At 49.1% G+C, this 15,732-nt stretch carries 18 protein-coding genes; 6 read left to right on the forward strand and 12 right to left on the reverse strand.

Going from position 1 to position 15,732, the window contains the following annotated elements; all coding sequences use genetic code 11:
* Positions 1 to 19: 19 nt before the first annotated feature.
* Positions 20 to 319, reverse strand: coding sequence for a hypothetical protein (locus tag JMI88_RS03010; protein WP_201360261.1), 300 nt, complete (start codon positions 317 to 319; stop codon positions 20 to 22).
* Positions 320 to 584: 265 nt separating this feature from the next.
* Here JMI88_RS03010 and JMI88_RS03015 point away from each other — a divergent pair, with 265 nt between their 5' ends.
* A complete protein-coding gene (locus JMI88_RS03015) occupies positions 585 to 764 on the forward strand; it encodes a helix-turn-helix domain-containing protein (protein ID WP_201360262.1) in 180 nt (59 codons plus the stop codon).
* Between the two features lie 300 nt (positions 765 to 1,064).
* Here JMI88_RS03015 and JMI88_RS03020 read toward each other — a convergent pair whose 3' ends face one another.
* The 6 genes from JMI88_RS03020 to JMI88_RS03050 all read right to left on the reverse strand — a co-directional run bounded on the left by JMI88_RS03020 (position 1,065) and on the right by JMI88_RS03050 (position 7,860).
* Entirely contained in the window at positions 1,065 to 1,415 is a 351-nt protein-coding gene (locus JMI88_RS03020) for a hypothetical protein (RefSeq protein ID WP_201360263.1), read from the reverse strand.
* A 70-nt stretch (positions 1,416 to 1,485) separates the two neighbouring features.
* Positions 1,486 to 1,611, reverse strand: coding sequence for a transposase (locus JMI88_RS40535; RefSeq protein ID WP_201360264.1), 126 nt, complete (start codon positions 1,609 to 1,611; stop codon positions 1,486 to 1,488).
* A gap of 131 nt (positions 1,612 to 1,742) precedes the next feature.
* Positions 1,743 to 3,122: a hypothetical protein gene (locus tag JMI88_RS03030; RefSeq protein WP_201360265.1), complete on the reverse strand. Its 1,380-nt coding sequence runs from the start codon at positions 3,120 to 3,122 to the stop codon at positions 1,743 to 1,745.
* 285 nt (positions 3,123 to 3,407) lie between these two features.
* Positions 3,408 to 4,277, reverse strand: a complete 870-nt coding sequence (locus JMI88_RS03035; protein WP_201360266.1) for a hypothetical protein — start codon at positions 4,275 to 4,277, stop codon at positions 3,408 to 3,410.
* Between the two features lie 672 nt (positions 4,278 to 4,949).
* Complete coding sequence (locus tag JMI88_RS03045; RefSeq protein WP_201360268.1) at positions 4,950 to 5,906, reverse strand: aKG-HExxH-type peptide beta-hydroxylase; 957 nt, start codon at positions 5,904 to 5,906, stop codon at positions 4,950 to 4,952.
* Positions 5,907 to 5,973: 67 nt separating this feature from the next.
* Positions 5,974 to 7,860 (reverse strand): RiPP maturation radical SAM C-methyltransferase, encoded by a 1,887-nt coding sequence (locus JMI88_RS03050; RefSeq protein ID WP_201360269.1) that lies wholly within the window; start codon positions 7,858 to 7,860, stop codon positions 5,974 to 5,976.
* Between the two features lie 699 nt (positions 7,861 to 8,559).
* On the opposite strand from JMI88_RS03050, the gene JMI88_RS03055 reads away from it, so the two are divergent.
* From JMI88_RS03055 to pepF, 4 genes are all read left to right on the forward strand, one after another.
* Positions 8,560 to 8,778 carry a hypothetical protein gene (locus JMI88_RS03055; protein ID WP_201360270.1) on the forward strand — a complete coding sequence of 73 codons (219 nt, stop codon included), beginning with the start codon at positions 8,560 to 8,562 and terminating at the stop codon, positions 8,776 to 8,778.
* Between the two features lie 371 nt (positions 8,779 to 9,149).
* A complete protein-coding gene (locus JMI88_RS03060; protein ID WP_236022819.1) occupies positions 9,150 to 10,013 on the forward strand; it encodes a radical SAM protein in 864 nt (287 codons plus the stop codon).
* Between the two features lie 414 nt (positions 10,014 to 10,427).
* Positions 10,428 to 11,318: a hypothetical protein gene (locus JMI88_RS03065; RefSeq protein ID WP_201360272.1), complete on the forward strand. Its 891-nt coding sequence runs from the start codon at positions 10,428 to 10,430 to the stop codon at positions 11,316 to 11,318.
* A 286-nt stretch (positions 11,319 to 11,604) separates the two neighbouring features.
* Complete coding sequence (gene pepF / locus JMI88_RS03070) at positions 11,605 to 13,422, forward strand: oligoendopeptidase F (protein WP_236022795.1); 1,818 nt, start codon at positions 11,605 to 11,607, stop codon at positions 13,420 to 13,422.
* 92 nt (positions 13,423 to 13,514) lie between these two features.
* Here pepF and JMI88_RS03075 read toward each other — a convergent pair whose 3' ends face one another.
* The 5 genes from JMI88_RS03075 to JMI88_RS03090 form a co-directional block, all read right to left on the reverse strand.
* Positions 13,515 to 13,865, reverse strand: coding sequence for a hypothetical protein (locus JMI88_RS03075; protein ID WP_201360274.1), 351 nt, complete (start codon positions 13,863 to 13,865; stop codon positions 13,515 to 13,517).
* Between the two features lie 92 nt (positions 13,866 to 13,957).
* Positions 13,958 to 14,455 (reverse strand): tetratricopeptide repeat protein, encoded by a 498-nt coding sequence (locus JMI88_RS03080; RefSeq protein WP_201360275.1) that lies wholly within the window; start codon positions 14,453 to 14,455, stop codon positions 13,958 to 13,960.
* Entirely contained in the window at positions 14,337 to 14,651 is a 315-nt protein-coding gene (locus JMI88_RS40540) for a hypothetical protein (RefSeq protein WP_373323757.1), read from the reverse strand. The genes JMI88_RS03080 and JMI88_RS40540 overlap by 119 nt, the downstream gene beginning before the upstream one ends.
* Entirely contained in the window at positions 14,540 to 14,773 is a 234-nt protein-coding gene (locus JMI88_RS39250) for a hypothetical protein (protein ID WP_236022796.1), read from the reverse strand. The genes JMI88_RS40540 and JMI88_RS39250 overlap by 112 nt, the downstream gene beginning before the upstream one ends.
* Before the next feature lie 15 nt (positions 14,774 to 14,788).
* Complete coding sequence (locus JMI88_RS03090) at positions 14,789 to 14,947, reverse strand: hypothetical protein (RefSeq protein ID WP_201360277.1); 159 nt, start codon at positions 14,945 to 14,947, stop codon at positions 14,789 to 14,791.
* 365 nt (positions 14,948 to 15,312) lie between these two features.
* Here JMI88_RS03090 and JMI88_RS03095 point away from each other — a divergent pair, with 365 nt between their 5' ends.
* Entirely contained in the window at positions 15,313 to 15,666 is a 354-nt protein-coding gene (locus JMI88_RS03095) for a toll/interleukin-1 receptor domain-containing protein (protein WP_201360278.1), read from the forward strand.
* Positions 15,667 to 15,732 lie beyond the last annotated feature (66 nt).

The raw sequence follows: 15,732 nt of genomic DNA on the forward strand, positions 1-15,732 counted from the left end.
ACTGATGCGGTCATATGACTTATTGTTGAAAACCAACCCGAGAAAAGGCAACCACGGTTCCCCAACTGGTGATCCACTGCCCGACGAGAATGAGCAGGAGCATGATAGCCATACCCAGACTCACCAGAGTGGCGAGTGAGGCGGATGGGAAACGTGCGAGGAAACGGAACAGCATCGTTTGGCCTGGAAATTGCTGTCGATGTCTGTGCTGACGAAGCGTTTGAGAAGCACGAACCCAGGGTGGAATGTCTGTCAATGAGCGATCAATTGGACGGTGGCGAAGTGCGCTGCGCGGGGTGAGCCCCATGGTGGAAGACATGGTTCGTTCTCCTGTTTCTAATGATGATAACGGGATCAGGATAATCATGTTTCTCCCCACAGTGTACTGGAACAACATGCGTTTTGACGAGATATTTATCCACAGCTTTGCTCCCGGTTTTGTGGGTGAGTTGTGCAGAACCTCTTGATTGCTGTGGATAAATGGATGGGCATTTTTTGCGCTGAAAATATTTCCTCTTTTTGTTCTTCAAAAGGTATTGTTCTTTCTAGAAGCCGTTTTAATGTTTACATGGAAAGGGTGATGTATGTTTGAATATCTTACCGTTGCTGAAGTAGCTGCTGTTTTGCGAGCTGATGATACAACGGTTCGCCGTTGGATTGTGAGTGGAGCCCTGGAAGCCATTCGCCTGCCGGTAATTGGGGCTCGCAACCAATATCGTATTCACAAGAAAGTGCTTGAACAGATTGTTGGCGAGAAGCTCTAAAATAATCTATTCCGCCATAGCACCCTGACAAGACCCTCTAATCAGAGCATTATTGATGTGTTTGCTGCAGACACCTTTACCCGTATTCATTCGGCAACCTCCTGTGAAGGAATGCGTAGACTGATCGAATACGCGACATTGGATCATGTGTTCTCGCCCAGGTCCATAGCCACAGGTATTTGGTACCGAATTAGGTAGCGTTGAATCAAACAAAAGGAGGTAAGAGGCTGTTTCCGCCACATCGGAGAGAAGTCGCTGAAACAGCCAAGTTCAGAGAAGTTGCAGTCTTCATCATGGTGGTTACAGGCGATCGGGTTCATCGTCATCTGGATCAGGAATGGGAATCGATGGTCGTGGGGGAGAGGAGGGCTGAACAGATGGAGCCACGACCGCCTTTTTAGCCCCAGTTGTCGTTGACTTTCGTGTTCCTGTTGAGTTCGTGTTTTTCTTGGAGTTTCGCTTTGCTGGAGGCGTCGATGGTTGCTTCTGTTCATCGGCCGGATTACGCTCGCTGCTGCTTTGTTGCTGCTGCTGGTACACGCGTTTTTCTTCTTGACGGCGAGCTTCCGCCTGAAGTAGAGCATGCTGAAGCTGTTCCTGGCGACGGATCTCTCTCCAGGCTTCTTGTATTTCTTCGGAGGCAATGGGCACTTGGACTGTATGGACCTGTTGTGCCTGGCCACGGTAAATCCAATAGGCTTGGCTCCGCCTCGTGCTCAGCTTACGCCTTGCGCCACTGATAGATGGATGTGTTGGACATGCCCAGTTCGCGGGCCACATGGGTAATCGGCTTTCCACTGGTCCAAACAAGCTGCCCCGCTTCTCGTTTACATTCTGGCCTATACATTTTCTGCGATTTCTGTATGATCCCTCTCCTCTTTCTCTAGAATGCTATATCCGAAGGTCCCACTCCTCTACAAATGTGAGGAACGCTCGTATGGTACATTTCAAACCAGGTTGACGCACCACGATCGCGAGTCACTGGGTCGTACTTTCATTTTTTGCTTGATCTGTAGCGCTGCTATTTTTGAGTTGAGTCTGGAAATCATCAGCTTTCTGCTGGAGTATGCTGATGAGCAAGTTGGGTGTCAGGCCGAAAATCGCTGCTACGATGATGCCTTGTAAATTACTGCCGAGATTGTAAATCTCACTCAGTATAGAGGAGCTTGGGACCGTCGATGCTTTGACGAGCGCGAAAGAAAACACCGCAACAACCAAAACACCGCCAACAGCAGCCATACCGGAGAGAATAGGCGTAACGACGATGCGCGCGAAGGTAAGGCCATAGTCGCTGATGGCTTGGTTTGCTTGCGCTTCGGTATACAGCCGGCCAAAGAGTCCAACCATCGCACCCACCAGATAATAGATGGTTGCCGCCTCGATCGAAGAAGGTACTGCTCCTGCGACAATAGCAGTACAGAGCAGTACGTATGTAAGTAGCCCGGTATAGAGTGTTACCCCTGTGAGCTGATTGCGCATACGAACTAGCCCTTCCCACAGACCATCACGAAATTCATTGATAGTCTGTTTGACATTATGTATTGCATTTCGCGCCTCTCGCTCCTGCTCTTTTATAGGATCTGTAGCTTCATCATTGCTCGAACCATTATCTTTAACTGTGGGATTACCCTTATTGTCAGGTGGAGGAGTAATATCCATATATTGTATCGCCGATGGGCTCAGATTCTTGACAGCCATTCTGAGTTTCGTGAGGGTAGCGTTTCGTGAGTCAATGGAGGAGCCCTGGAGACTTAGCTCATCATGGTAAGCTTCCCTGATCACTTCAATGCGCGGCGCGATATCAATCATAGCTTCCTCTGCACGATGAATGAGATTCCATGCATTGAGGTACCCCGTTCCCGCCACCCAGCGCAAATCATCGTGAGCCAATTCCTCATCAATAGCATTGAGACAGGCATCTACTTTTTTTAAACTACTCTCACATTGAGAAGGGCAGTTGCTCTGAGCCTTTTTTAATGCATCGTAACTGGCTCGCAAGGCGCGCTCATGGCTCTTGATGTGGTGACTACTCAGCGCATTGGCATTATCGAATGTAGTGATGCGCCTGAAAGGTAGAGAGGATAGCAACCACAGAAGAAGAGTGATTGCAAAGCCAGCGAGGATGGCTATCCAGCTGTGAGGTACCCAGGGTATCAAACTGTATAACGGTTGCGGTATCGGTGAGAAGTAGAGGATTGCGGTGAGTATCGCCGCTGCAATGGTGACCGGAATGGTGCTTCCAGTGAGTACTAGCGCGGCGGGATACGAGTTCTTTTTTTTCGTGCTTTTCCCATCCTCTCCAAACTTTTGAGGTGTAACGCCAGACTGTTGAGGTGTAGGGACTTGTTGATCTGTCACTTGTAACCTCCTGCTTCCTGCAAACTGCATTCTACATGGTCTTCATGTACATTCCATAGGATGAAGCCTCTCCAAACTACCCATATGCTATTACTTGTACGGCAGATCTAGTATCTGAAGTCCGCTTAACGCGCTTCATGCTAAAAAGGCTCTCTCCGCCAGCCACAGAGACCTGGACGACACAGTGTCATATTAGAAACAATCACGGATAGAAGAAAACCGACCCGAGATGTAAACCTCCATCGGTCATCGGAATTAATTGCTCTGAAAGTAAGTGAAGCAATCTCACAAGTTCACGCACATCACTAAAATCAAATGTAAGAATAAAAAATCATCGATTTCGTGTCTGTAGAACGTTAACAATCCTAGACTCTGCAGGCTGCTCACCGGGGCGGGGGCATAGGTGATCAAAAACAGGCGCCGTAAAGAGGTTGCTGGCGAACTGAATGGTGTTGGTTTGAAGCTAAACTGGTAGGTACCTGATGATTTACTTGCGGTAAAGGGTACGTTTATTACTCCCCAATCACAATCCGTTAGTTCACATTTGTCATAACCATAATAGAAGAGAGGAGCGGCATCGACTTCGGCGATTCGCAGGTGCATCATCCCATTGGTACTCGCGTCGGTGTTGCCCCGATTCCTTACGAAATCGTCTATTGCCGTACCATCCTGCATGCGCGTGGGAGCAGGTACCGCGATTGGTTTCTCATTCCTATCGTATACCAACATTTGAGAGCTGATACGTACCACGGCCTGATGATCGATCCCGCGCAGCGCGAAACCGCTTGCTTGTGGCGCGACTGCATCCAGATCAAGTGTTACCACCCATGCCGGATATCCGATCGGGTCATCGTTTGTGCCCCGATATTTAGGCGACTCTATATAGCGACCGGTCGCTATATAGAGTCGATACCGCAGGAGATAGCAACGTACCACCGGGTCGATAGATGAGGGATAGTGCACACCGCTTTGTAAAGTGCCATTCTGTGAGATCGGCAATGGTTCTTCATAGTCGCTACCGTGTACAGTATGACCATTCTCAATGGGAAGATCGCTTAGATGAAGCCAGAGCGAATCTCTCTTGTGGAAAAGCGACGTAATAGGAACGGAAGAAAGCTCTTCATTAACGAAAAGCAGTGTGCCTTCACCAGCCATAGAGTGCTCCCTTGCTTACTGCTGAAATAGAGAAACCTCGTCAAGACATCATTTACAAATAGCGATTATGAGATTGGCAGAAAAATGAGGTCTTTTCCGTTGGTAACATGCCAAGAATAGGCTGGAAACGATGAATTCATGATGCAAAAACGCGCGATTTTTTCTGCCATTGCGTGTGCCATTCTACGTAAGGGATGTGCTGACGAGGTTTCAAATAGAGATGAATGGATGAATCCGAATCTGTTACGTCACATTTGTTAAGTTCATAATACCTCTATAGAGTAGACGAAGGGGGACCTCGCTTTTTCCTATCTTTTTCTCGATCGTGCCAGTTCAGATTTCATTCACCCGAGCAGCAATTACACAACCTGCCCGTGAGCAAATGTGAGGTGAGCTTTAACGAACGCGGAACCAGGGTTTCTGCGACCATCACGAACTGAGTTCATAGGAGTGCATATTTAATGCACGCGTTCTGCCAACGGTTTCCAAAGCGCAAGTCCCAGCGGAGTAAGCGCTCGAGTTGTATGCAATGAGTCCTCCAACTGCTTCAATTGAGGAAGCAAGTTCTTTTCTTGCTGACAGCAATATCTATCATCAGAAAGACCTTTTTCTTGACACAGACGATAAAATAAAAGAACGTTTGCAAAGGCGTGATAGGCAAGGAGGATAGCTCTAATGGGCCGTCCTTGCCGTTTTATAGGGGGAATAATACAGAGTGGCGTCCGAGCCATCGTCAACGTTGCCAACGCTAGAAAGTAAGTGAAAATACTGGTGCGTCGCCTCATGGACCAGCATTTCTGCCAGGGCTGCAAGCCGAGCGGGGAAAGAGATAGTCACTACTCCTGGTCGATCTGCATAACTACTGCTGAAGACGAAATCGTTCTCGCTCTGCAATGGGATAATGTAACGGACGACACGCTCCACCCAGGGCAAATAGATGTCGGCGTAATCGTGGAGCAGCATAATGGTGGCCTGACACCTAGCTGATACCTCATCTGGCGTGAGATCCTGTGCGAAGCTGTGGATAATATCATCAAATGCCGAATAGTTGAGTGCATTGAGATGGAGTACGTCTATACGTCGCTGGCCGGCGTTGATCTGTGGCATCTGTTCAATGTTTTCACCTTTCCAACCCTCGTCGCCTTGCCGAAATGCCACTTGCCTTTCTTTACCTTGATAACGTAATCGAATAGTCACCTGTCTGCCCTCACTTGAGACAGTGAGCCAGTCCGCAGTTGGCAGGAGCCATCTCCCCCACTTTAGTCGTGTTGGCGCAGTAAGTTGTATGCTCCATTCGTTCGTTAATTGGTTATTAGAATACTGTAGTTGCAAAGCAAGTGCCGCTGCAGTGCGTACGTGATCGTTTTGGCTACCTGGTAGAAGTACCTGCTTCACTTCCCCAAAGGCCAGATTCCAAACGGTATCGAACGTGGCTTTTTCGTGCTCCAGCCATGTTTCCAAAAAGGCAAGTAGCCCGTTACTTCTGCGCTGCAGATCTTCTCCGAACCGCGCAAGGAAATGCCGACAGAGTTCTTGCGCGTAAGTGACAGTTATTATTTCTAAAAAATCGTTGGAAAAGTTTTCCTGGGGACACGAAAAAACCCGGTACAGACGATCCTCCCAACTCATATGATCACTCCTGTTGGCAGACTTCTTCTATGTGGAAAAATACTTCACCTCGGGTTTATCTGATGATCTACCAGTTAGGATTAGCAGGTATGGCGAGACTGAAGTACTTACCTTCCTCACTCAACATGAGACCTGCCTGGCAAAATACATCCAAGGCCCCTCGTATCTCATTTTGTGGAAATTGTTGCCCATCTGGTAAACTGCCTAGATATTCTACCACTTGCGGAACGGTACGCATGGTTTCGCTACAGTACTCATAAATGAGAGCCAATGGGCCTTCAAAAACAAATGGTATCATCTTGTCTATCCCACGATTATCATCGATAAACAAGGCATCATCGGTTCGCCTATAGGTCAAGGTATAAGATGAGCCGGCTTCCCATCGCCGCCGCCACTCTCTCACCCACTCGCACGTTTCAGAATGCACATCATCTTTGGTGGTATTCTCCATCTGGTAGTCGAAAAAGTAAGCGATTTTGTCGAGTTCCACATAGGCAGGGTAGACGTAGCTATAGCTTGCCTCCGGTCGCACGTCATGAATAGGGAACGCTCCCTGTTCAGTGAAATATGGAGAGAACCGTTCTAGCCAGATACGGCTGGCACCTCCTGGTGGCTGCAAGTGAGGAAGCAGCTTCAGTACCTCCAGTTCTTGCCGATAGTCTTCCTTCGTCTCTCCGGGAAAGCCCCAGATGAGGTTCCAGCTGACGCGAATCTTGTAGTAGCAACACCACTTGAGCAACCGCACGTTTTGAAGCATGGTACTCCCTTTTCGCATTAATTGGAGTACACGGCTGCTCATACTCTCGATACCGGGCTGAATCCACCGGAGACCGCCACGGTAGAGCGTCTGAATTTGTTCGCGGGAAAGATTGGCTTTGACCTCATAGAAAAACTGGTAATCGGTCTTTGCTTCTGAAATCACCGTGAAAAAATTCTTCACATACTTCATGTCGAGAATATTATCGGTCGCTCCAAAAAGGCTGATACGGTGCTTGCGGGTGAGTTCTGAGAGTTCAGTCAAGACATGCCTGGGGCTTTTAGCTCGATAGGTTATGCCGAGTCCATTGAGTCCACAAAAAGTACAATGATGCTTTTGTCCCCACCAGCAGCCGCGAGAAGTCTCAAACGGAAGAATCCCATAAGGTTTCAGGCCAAGGCGTCTGGTGCGCTCGAAATACTCGTCGTAGTTTGGCACGGGTAGTGCATCCATATTGCGAACTGGCGTCGCCTGACCATAGAACTGAACGCCTCCGTTTACTCTTCTCACAAGGCCGGGAAGGTTCTTCGGCTGTTCATGCGCTGCCAGACAACGCAGAAGAGCAGGAAAGACAATGTCGCCCTCACCTACTACTGCATAGTCAATAAATGGGAATGCCCGGACGTACTCTGGCCCCATCTCATCCTCTAGATTAGCGCCGCCGAAGACGATTTGTACCTCCGGGTAGCACTCCTTGATGCGACGAGCAAGGGCTAGACAAGCTACATGCTGTTGATGGGTGGAACTGAAGCCTACAACCAGGTAACGTCCCCAATCCACACTTGCTAGGCAGTCCTCAATATAGCGCGGCAGAATCTCGTGACGCAGGGTACTGAGATAGCCAGTATCCTTGCCAATTTCCTTAAGCCACTCGGTTTCTTGAGGAAATGCCCTGAAGTACGCGGCGTCATCTGCAGATACATCCTGCCCAAATGCTGCAATCGAGAAGAGCCATTCACTGGTCATACGGCCGCGATGATCACAGAGGCCTTCATAGACTTCAGGAGTAATCCGAGCGGCCAGGTCCAGGTTGAGATGATGGGCATCAGTGGAAAATCCGGCTTGCTCTGCAATGGAAGTGAGCAGGCCAATCTGGATAGATGGTCGCTGAAAAGTGAGAAATGGCATACAGACAAGAGCGACACGGAATCTAGTGATGGGATTTGATGACTGGAAATTCGATATTTCTGCTTGCATGGTTCCCTCGCTGTAGCAATACTAAATAAAGCAGCGTAATTTCTGCGACTAATGCTACCACGCTGCGAACGAGATCAAGGGAAGCTGCCATATCACGAAAAAAGGAGAGAGCTGCACATCCATGAGCTGTGATCTAGTAGTTCTCCTTCGGCCTGGTGATACCTTTCATTTCACCGGATGTCCTGCAATGGTTCCTCTGGTTTATTCAGGTGCGTAGGCGAACCGCAAAGTCCTTTTGGGAAAAGGTATCGAGCCATGTCTATGCTCAATTTTGTACTTTAAGAGTAGAATATCATGCGAAACTATGTCTATACGGTGAGGGAAATAATAACTGCACCATTGTAATAAAAGTACTACAATGACTTCTATTCAAGTTGGACTCATATCATAATTTAAAATTATACATAAAACTTCAGTTTTGTCAAGTGATGTTTTGATTATAGCATGATATTGGCACAATACAATTTTTATGTTATTAAATATGCGTTGGATTTAATATGTTGTGCGATAGCTGTAGAAATTTGTAGGAAGATACATATGTAAGAGGAGCATGAAAGAGATGAAACCATCTTTCCATCCCTCACCACACCATTTCTCTTAAGCGTCGTTGTCGATTAATTTAGATTCATACCTGTCAGTATTCCCAATCACTTTGTATGTACGGGGACTTTTTGGCCCGAAAAAGGAAGGAGAGCCAGTATGTCTACTCAAGATCCTCAGCAAGGTAACACCCCAGATGCTACATCGATTCAGGTCAATCTCCAGGGTACGGGTCTTGATCAGGATGCCATAGAACGTGTTCAACAAGCCTTAAAGGCTGCGTTGGATAAGGAACTTGCTGCACAGCCTCAAGGTGCTGGGTTAAGTAGTGTCTTTGCCAAGGGAGAAGTAGCATTTACTTCGGCACCTGAACTATAAGATGATGACTTTTGCTCATGCCAATCGGCACGGCAGTTACCGGTGAGATGCGCACCGTCATGGAACGCAACGTAGCCTCATCATCGGGCTCTCTTACCATATATACAGTTTAGTCTTCTCTAATATGGTAATTTTTGCCCAGAGAGCATTTGCATGCCGATATATCGGCATGCAAATGCTCTCTAGAAAGACAACCAGAGAAGTTCGCGGACATAATCTCTTGATGTTACTGTAGTATATTGGCACTCTTTTTCGCGTTGGCACATCGTCTTGCTACTAAAGATATATCCCCTTCATAGGTGAGCTGAACTTATACGTCTATGCTACCGGAGAGGTCATGCACAATGGATGCGTCTGAAAGTGCCCTCAATATGGTTGTTCTGAAGGTTGCATCACGATGCAACCTCAATTGCTCCTATTGTTATGTATACAACAAAGCGGACGCTACCTGGAAGCAGCGCCCGGCTATTATGTCTGAGGCGGTTTTTGAGGCTTCGTTGGAGCGTATCCGTCGGCACTGCTTATTTTCTGGACAGAAATCGATCACACTCCTGTTTCATGGAGGGGAGCCTTCCTTGGTTGGAGTGAAACGTTTCGATGCCTGGTGTACGAAAGCGCGTCAATCATTGGAGGAGGTAGTAGAAGTTCGCTTCATGCTTCAGACCAATGGGACACTGCTTAACCGGGCATGGGCAAGGGTGTTGTTGAAACATCAGGTGCGAGTTGGTATCAGTATGGATGGCCCTGAGGAGTTACATAACGCCTATCGAGTAGATCACAAAGGGCAAGGTTCTTATGAAAATGTGGTGCAGGGTTTGAATGTATTGCGAGAGGAACATGTGGCGTTTGGCGTCTTATCGGTCATTCAACTCGGGGCTGATCCACTTGCCATTCATCATCATTTCCTATCATTGGGGTGCAAGAGCATCAGCTATATTCTTCCTGATTTTACGCATGACACTATCGGGCCGATTCGCGAGCGTTACGGCCCGACTCCTTGTGCTGACTTTCTCATTCCTATTTTCGATGATTGGTGGTTCAACGGCACTCTAGACGTGCGGATAAGGGATTTTTGGAATATTGCCAGACTCATTATGGGAGGTGATAGCTTAACTGACTCTCTAGGGAATAATCCCTTCCATTTTATTTTTGTGGAGACGGACGGTAGAATTGAGGGACTTGACGTTTTGCGTGTGTGTTCGGAAGGTATGACCAGTACAACGCTAAATGTGTAATACGCTGATTTTCGCGATATTATGCAGGCAAGTGCTCTTCACACACATGCGATATTCACAGGGATGCCTCTGCCTGAGGCTTGCACTTCCTGTCCAGAGCGGGACACTTGTGGTGGAGGGTATCTTCCTCACCGTTATTCAAAACAGCGGGACTTCGATAATCCGAGTATCTGGTGCGCTGATTTGCTGCGACTGTTTGCCCATATACGCTCTCGCATGGGAGTTTCAATCGAAGAAACGCAATTGCGTCGTCAAGTACTACGTGAGAAGGCGCTGAATCCAATCTAAGCCATGCATCTTCCTCCGGAAGCCGGAGGGGTTCTCGTTGTTGCTGGTGTTACGGCAAAAGCTGAACAACGGGTTGATTGACAAAGAGCCAGGAAGTGATCTCATAGAAGTGAAAAGGAGCTAAACATGGATATTGAGCCTCTGCCTTCTGATCAGACAGATGACCGCTTCGGCGAGGTTCCTTTGGACACCTGGGGGCAACTCATTGATCCAGAGCCCGACGGAGCAGGACTAGCTGGTCCATTTCGCTATCCTGCAACATTGCATGGTAATACCCCAAACTTCCAGGTATATTACAATCCGAACCTGAACTCTGCTGGTGAGGCGCTTGCCAATAGGGTCTTAGAAACATGCGAGAGGGACTATAAAACTCTCTCAGATTACTTTGGAAACATTACTCCGCCAGGTTTCCCTTGCAACGTTATCATTGCCTCGGAAATCACGGGCGCGTGGCATGCAGATTGTAAATCCACGGATATTTACTGTCAAGCGATAACCAAACCCGGCCTGGATATTGACGCTACTCCCTTCGCGCTTGCTGCTGAAATCATCGAAGTGTTCTCTGCTGCACAGGCCAGTGGCTGGGATTGCGAATCGAGTGCTGGCGAGGGACTTTCTCGGGTTCTAGCAGCCGAACTTTATCCGGCAGAGCTGGGCATCTTCGCCACCGCCGCTGTATGGTTGAATACACCATCTCGCCCGGATTTCGTGAATGTGAGCGATCCTACAGATAGGCATCCAATTTCAACCGGATGTTCAGTCTTATTTCTGAATTATCTGCATTACCAACTAGGATTCACCTGGAAGGAGATCATTCAGGCGGGAGCACCGACACTCGCACAAACCTACGCTAATCTGATAAAATTGCGGGCCGGTTCAACAGCGTCGGGGGATGTTTTCCAGCAATTTAAGACCCTTCTGCAAGCGTACTTTCCTGTGGGGACTCCAACTGGACTAAAGAATGATAACCCGTTCCCGTTACCACCTCCAGGGACTACTGCGGCGGCAAGTTCTTAGCTCGACTTTTCTGCATTTCCCATGGAGAAGCGAGGTGTTTAGCGCTGCTCAAAAACCTTCCGTGGCTGCTTGAGTTTGGCAGCGGGGGAGGAGCGAGGCAGGAGAGTCGGAGAGAGGAGCTTGCCCGGGCAGTACAACAGAGTCGATAGGCAGTCAAAAAACGACGCAGGTCCACCGTGGCTTGATGGTCTCATCGACTCCACGTATTGACTTGACAGTTCCTCCCTGTGCATGCTCTCCTGAGAGGCGGTGTAAGGAGCGTAAACTGTGCGTGAGGAGAAGCAGTGTGATTCCACTCCCTGTGCCAAAACGAAGTGAGGTCTCCAGAGAATATACGTGGGACCTTGAGAGCATCTTTTCATATGATGAGGATTGGGAGCGCAATTTTCAGGCGCTTGAGAAGCACATCCCCGAATTTGAGGTCCTCAATAGGATGCTCACTCAGAGTGGACAGACGTTGTTCGCGGTTTTACGCACGCGCGATGAGTTGTTTGCAGAAGTCGAACGCCTCCTTGTCTACGCCTCTATGCGCAGGGACGAGGACAACACAAGGCGCCAGTATCACCGAATGGTCGATCGTTCTATGCAATTGTATGCCCGTATTGTCACGATTGCTTCTTCTATTGAACCAGAAATACTAGCGTTACCGCAAACGACGGTGAACCATTTTCTAGTGGAGACGCCGGGTCTGCAAATCTACGCACATCAACTGCACGATGTGAATCGGAGGCGTCTCCATGTGCGCTCATCCGAAGTAGAGGCTGTCCTCGTTGAACTCGGCAAAACCACTGACGCTTCAGAAACTATTTTCACTATTATGAGTACCAGCGATTTACACCTACCCACGATTACAGATGAGGCTGGCAGACAGGTCCTCTTAACGAAAGGAAACTATCAACTCTATCGACAAAGTGCCGACTCTCGTATCCGTCAGCAGGCGTTTGAGAAAATGCACGGTGCATTTCACAACCATCGGCATGCTATGGCCGCTGTATTGTCATCTAAAGTCAAGAGCAATATCTTTTATGCTAGACAGCGGGGGTATGATTCTTGCTGTCAACACGCTCTTGCGCGCTATAATATTCCCCTTTGCGTTTACGATAATATGATCGATATTGTCAATGAGCATATTCCACTCCTCAATAGGTATATGAAATTGCGGAAGCGTCTGCTGGAGCTCGACACATTACACATGTATGATTTATATGTTCCTATTATGACACCTCTTCATCAGCAAAAGATCAGCTACCAGCAGGCTTGTGATACGATTCTTGAAGCATTAGCACCGCTAGGAGAGCATTATGTTAGCAATCTCGAGTCAGCAATCAAAGGGCGCTGGATTGATGTCTATGAGACGGCAGGCAAAAGCAGCGGGGCATATAGTAGTGTAGCGTATAGGAGTCACCCGTTTGTCTTCTTAAATTTTCAGAATGATTATGATAGTATGTACACCCTGGCGCACGAACTCGGACATGCTCTCCATGCCTTTTATAGCTGCGCCCACCAGCCCTATGTCTATAGTGCGCCTACCACTTTCCTGGCGGAAGTAGCATCGACCTTGAATGAATGTTTGCTAACCGAGCATCTATTCAAAACGACTTCTGATCCTACTAAGCGTCTGGCGATCCTGAACCATTCGCTAGAAAGGTTCCGGGGAATACTTTTCAGGCAAGCCATGTTCGCGGAGTTTGAGCGACAGATTCATCGTCATGCAGAGCAGGATGGACGGTTGACAGCAGATATACTCTGTTCGTTGTACCACACACTCAACGAGAAATACTATGGGGCAGAGGTCATTGTGGATGAATTGATCGATATTGAGTGGGCACGTATTCCTCATTTCTACCGCACCTTCTATGTCTATCAATATGCCACGGGCTTTTCTGCAGCTTCTGCTCTAGTACAACAGCTCCTGCGAGATGGAAAGCCCGCCGCTACGCGCTACATTGAGCTACTCTGTTCAGGCAGTAGTGACTACAGCATTGACCTCTTGAAGAAGGCGGGGGTCGATATAACGTTACATGAGACCGTACGCAGGGCGTTAGCCCTTTGCGAGGCACATTTGTCACAACTAGAACAACTTGTCCCGTATCTGGTAAAGTAGATAGTGAATGAAGAGTGGTACGAGAACTATGACAGGTAAACGGAAAAATATAGACACCCACATTCACATTGAACGTGGTGATGGAAAGCTTTCTACATGACTGCTTCACCTAAGTCAAGTTGTCGCACGATGGGTTCAGGAGGCCGAGCATCAAGCTGCTGCACTGGATAGAGCCGCTTGCGTTTGATGCGTGCGTCCGCCGTGCGGAATGGCCAGTTGACGGTGCCCACATGCTGGTTGCAATGATCTTGCCAGCTCTGTACCTGCCGACAGAGTTCCTCAACAGTGGCGATATTGTGGGCCACGTCCTGCCGAGCCAGCACACTTAATTCGATTTCAGCAATGTTGAGCCAAAATGCATGCTTGGGAGGTTCACAGGGCTTTTTGAACGTCGAACCTGTACGACAGGAATACGCAGCACTCAACTGAATAGTGCTGCACATTTTGCTCCTCGTGGTAATCGGGCCGGGCTGGCTGTTCTGTTAAAAGGGCGCGTGTTGCCCTCCCTTTTGAGCTGCTCAAAGCAGCGGTCCTATCAGGCGTAGGAGATAGCGTCATCTTGCGTCAGGGTTGAGCCGATCTTCCACTCCTCTGTGAAGGTCCTTTCATCTCGTTCAGCTCGCGCAGTCATGACCACCTGGTCGATGTCATCCTGTTCTGCCGAGGGGAGTGGAGTCTGTACCGCGACACGCAGTACAGTTGTGGTGGCACACAGCCTGGTTGCAGGCTGATAGTTCCCTTGCGCACAAGCCACGGCGGCGATGCCTTCCAGACACCAGGCGGTATAGGTGGCATTGCCCGGCCGCTGGTAGACCGTCAGGCTCTCCGGTAACGCTTTTTGCACGCTCATAGTTCTGCTCCTGGCGAGCAAGATGGCCCGCAGGGTGAGGATGTTGGCAATACTCCAGGTTATATCAAGGGCACGCGTCCTGGCGAAAGCTTCTTCCAACAACGCGGTGGCACGTGCAAGTTCCCCGCGTTTGCGCGCCAACTCGCCGAGGTTCAGCAGGGCAAAGTCCAATGGGACGCGCATCTTCCGCATCATCTGCCCGTTTGGTCATGGCGTAACTTCCTGTGTAGTAGGCGCTGGCCTCGTCTTCCTTTTCCGAGGCCAGCGCTATGGAACCGAGCGTGGCAAGCACGTGGGTGATTTCGAATTGGTCTCCCGTCCGCCTTGCCAATGCCAGTGCCTCTCTGGCGAAAGCTTCTGCGCGCTCATTCCTGCCCAGATGCATGCCCAGGCGCGCGGCATTATAGTATGCTCTACTGCGCACGGCGGCGGGACCGTCTGCGCCTTAGTAGCCTCGTCCAGCGTAAGCAAGCGTTCCAGCCACATGCTCCCCTCGCTCATCTGACTGCCTTTCAATCAGAACAGTCCAAAACACGCAGCCAGCCGCAGGCCGAGCGCCACCTCACCTCGCTTATAGGCAAAGTCGAGCGTCGCATGTCCATTGGCCGATTCCGACTCGAGGCGTGCTTCACGGCTCCCCTGAGATGGTCCTACGCGCTCCGCTTCCTCGGCCAACTCCGCATACTACTCGGCATGGCGCCGCTGTTAGAGGTCCGCTTCCCCGGCTGTTCGCAATTGTTTGATCGCATACTCGCGAATCACTTCGAGCTGTCAGCGCCGGTTCATTTTTGATCGGAAATCGCCATTTTTGTGCTCTTGATTGAAAGAAAAACAGCGGTGTTTTTCTTGGTCAAAAGGGGTCGGCGCAATGCATTGTCGGCGTTATGGAGATCGGCGTTTTTTCACCGGCGTTAATATAAGGAGAAGGATTATTCATGAGTTATGAATAAAGGAGGCCTGAAAAAGGCGAAAATAACCATTTTTGTGGTATACTTGTTTGTTACTATACAGCAATGAATTTCAATGCATGTGAAAGGATTGTGGCGTTTCTTATAGATGAGCAGCAAGCAACCGCCTTGCCTGTAACGCTGTTCTACTCGTACGCGCGCGAGGATGAAGCGCTTCGAGATGAATTGGAAAAGCACCTGAGCCCGCTGAGGCGACAGGGGATCATCTCCTCCTGGCACGACCGGCGCATACAGCCCAGGGTCGAATGGGCACAGGCCATTGATGATCAGCTCAACGCTGCATCGGTCATCCTGTTTCTTATCAGCCCCGATTTCTTGGCTTCTGACTATTGCTATGGGAGAGAGATGCGACGCGCACTGGAACGGCATGAAGCTAAGAAAGCCATCGTGATCCCCGTCTTGTTCAGGGCAATCGCATCTAAATAATCCCATCAGCAGTAAGGGAAAGGGTTCTGTCAGAACTCAAACCATCCTCTTGGCAGAGCACTCACA

The sequence above is a fragment of the Dictyobacter formicarum genome, from assembly GCF_016587435.1.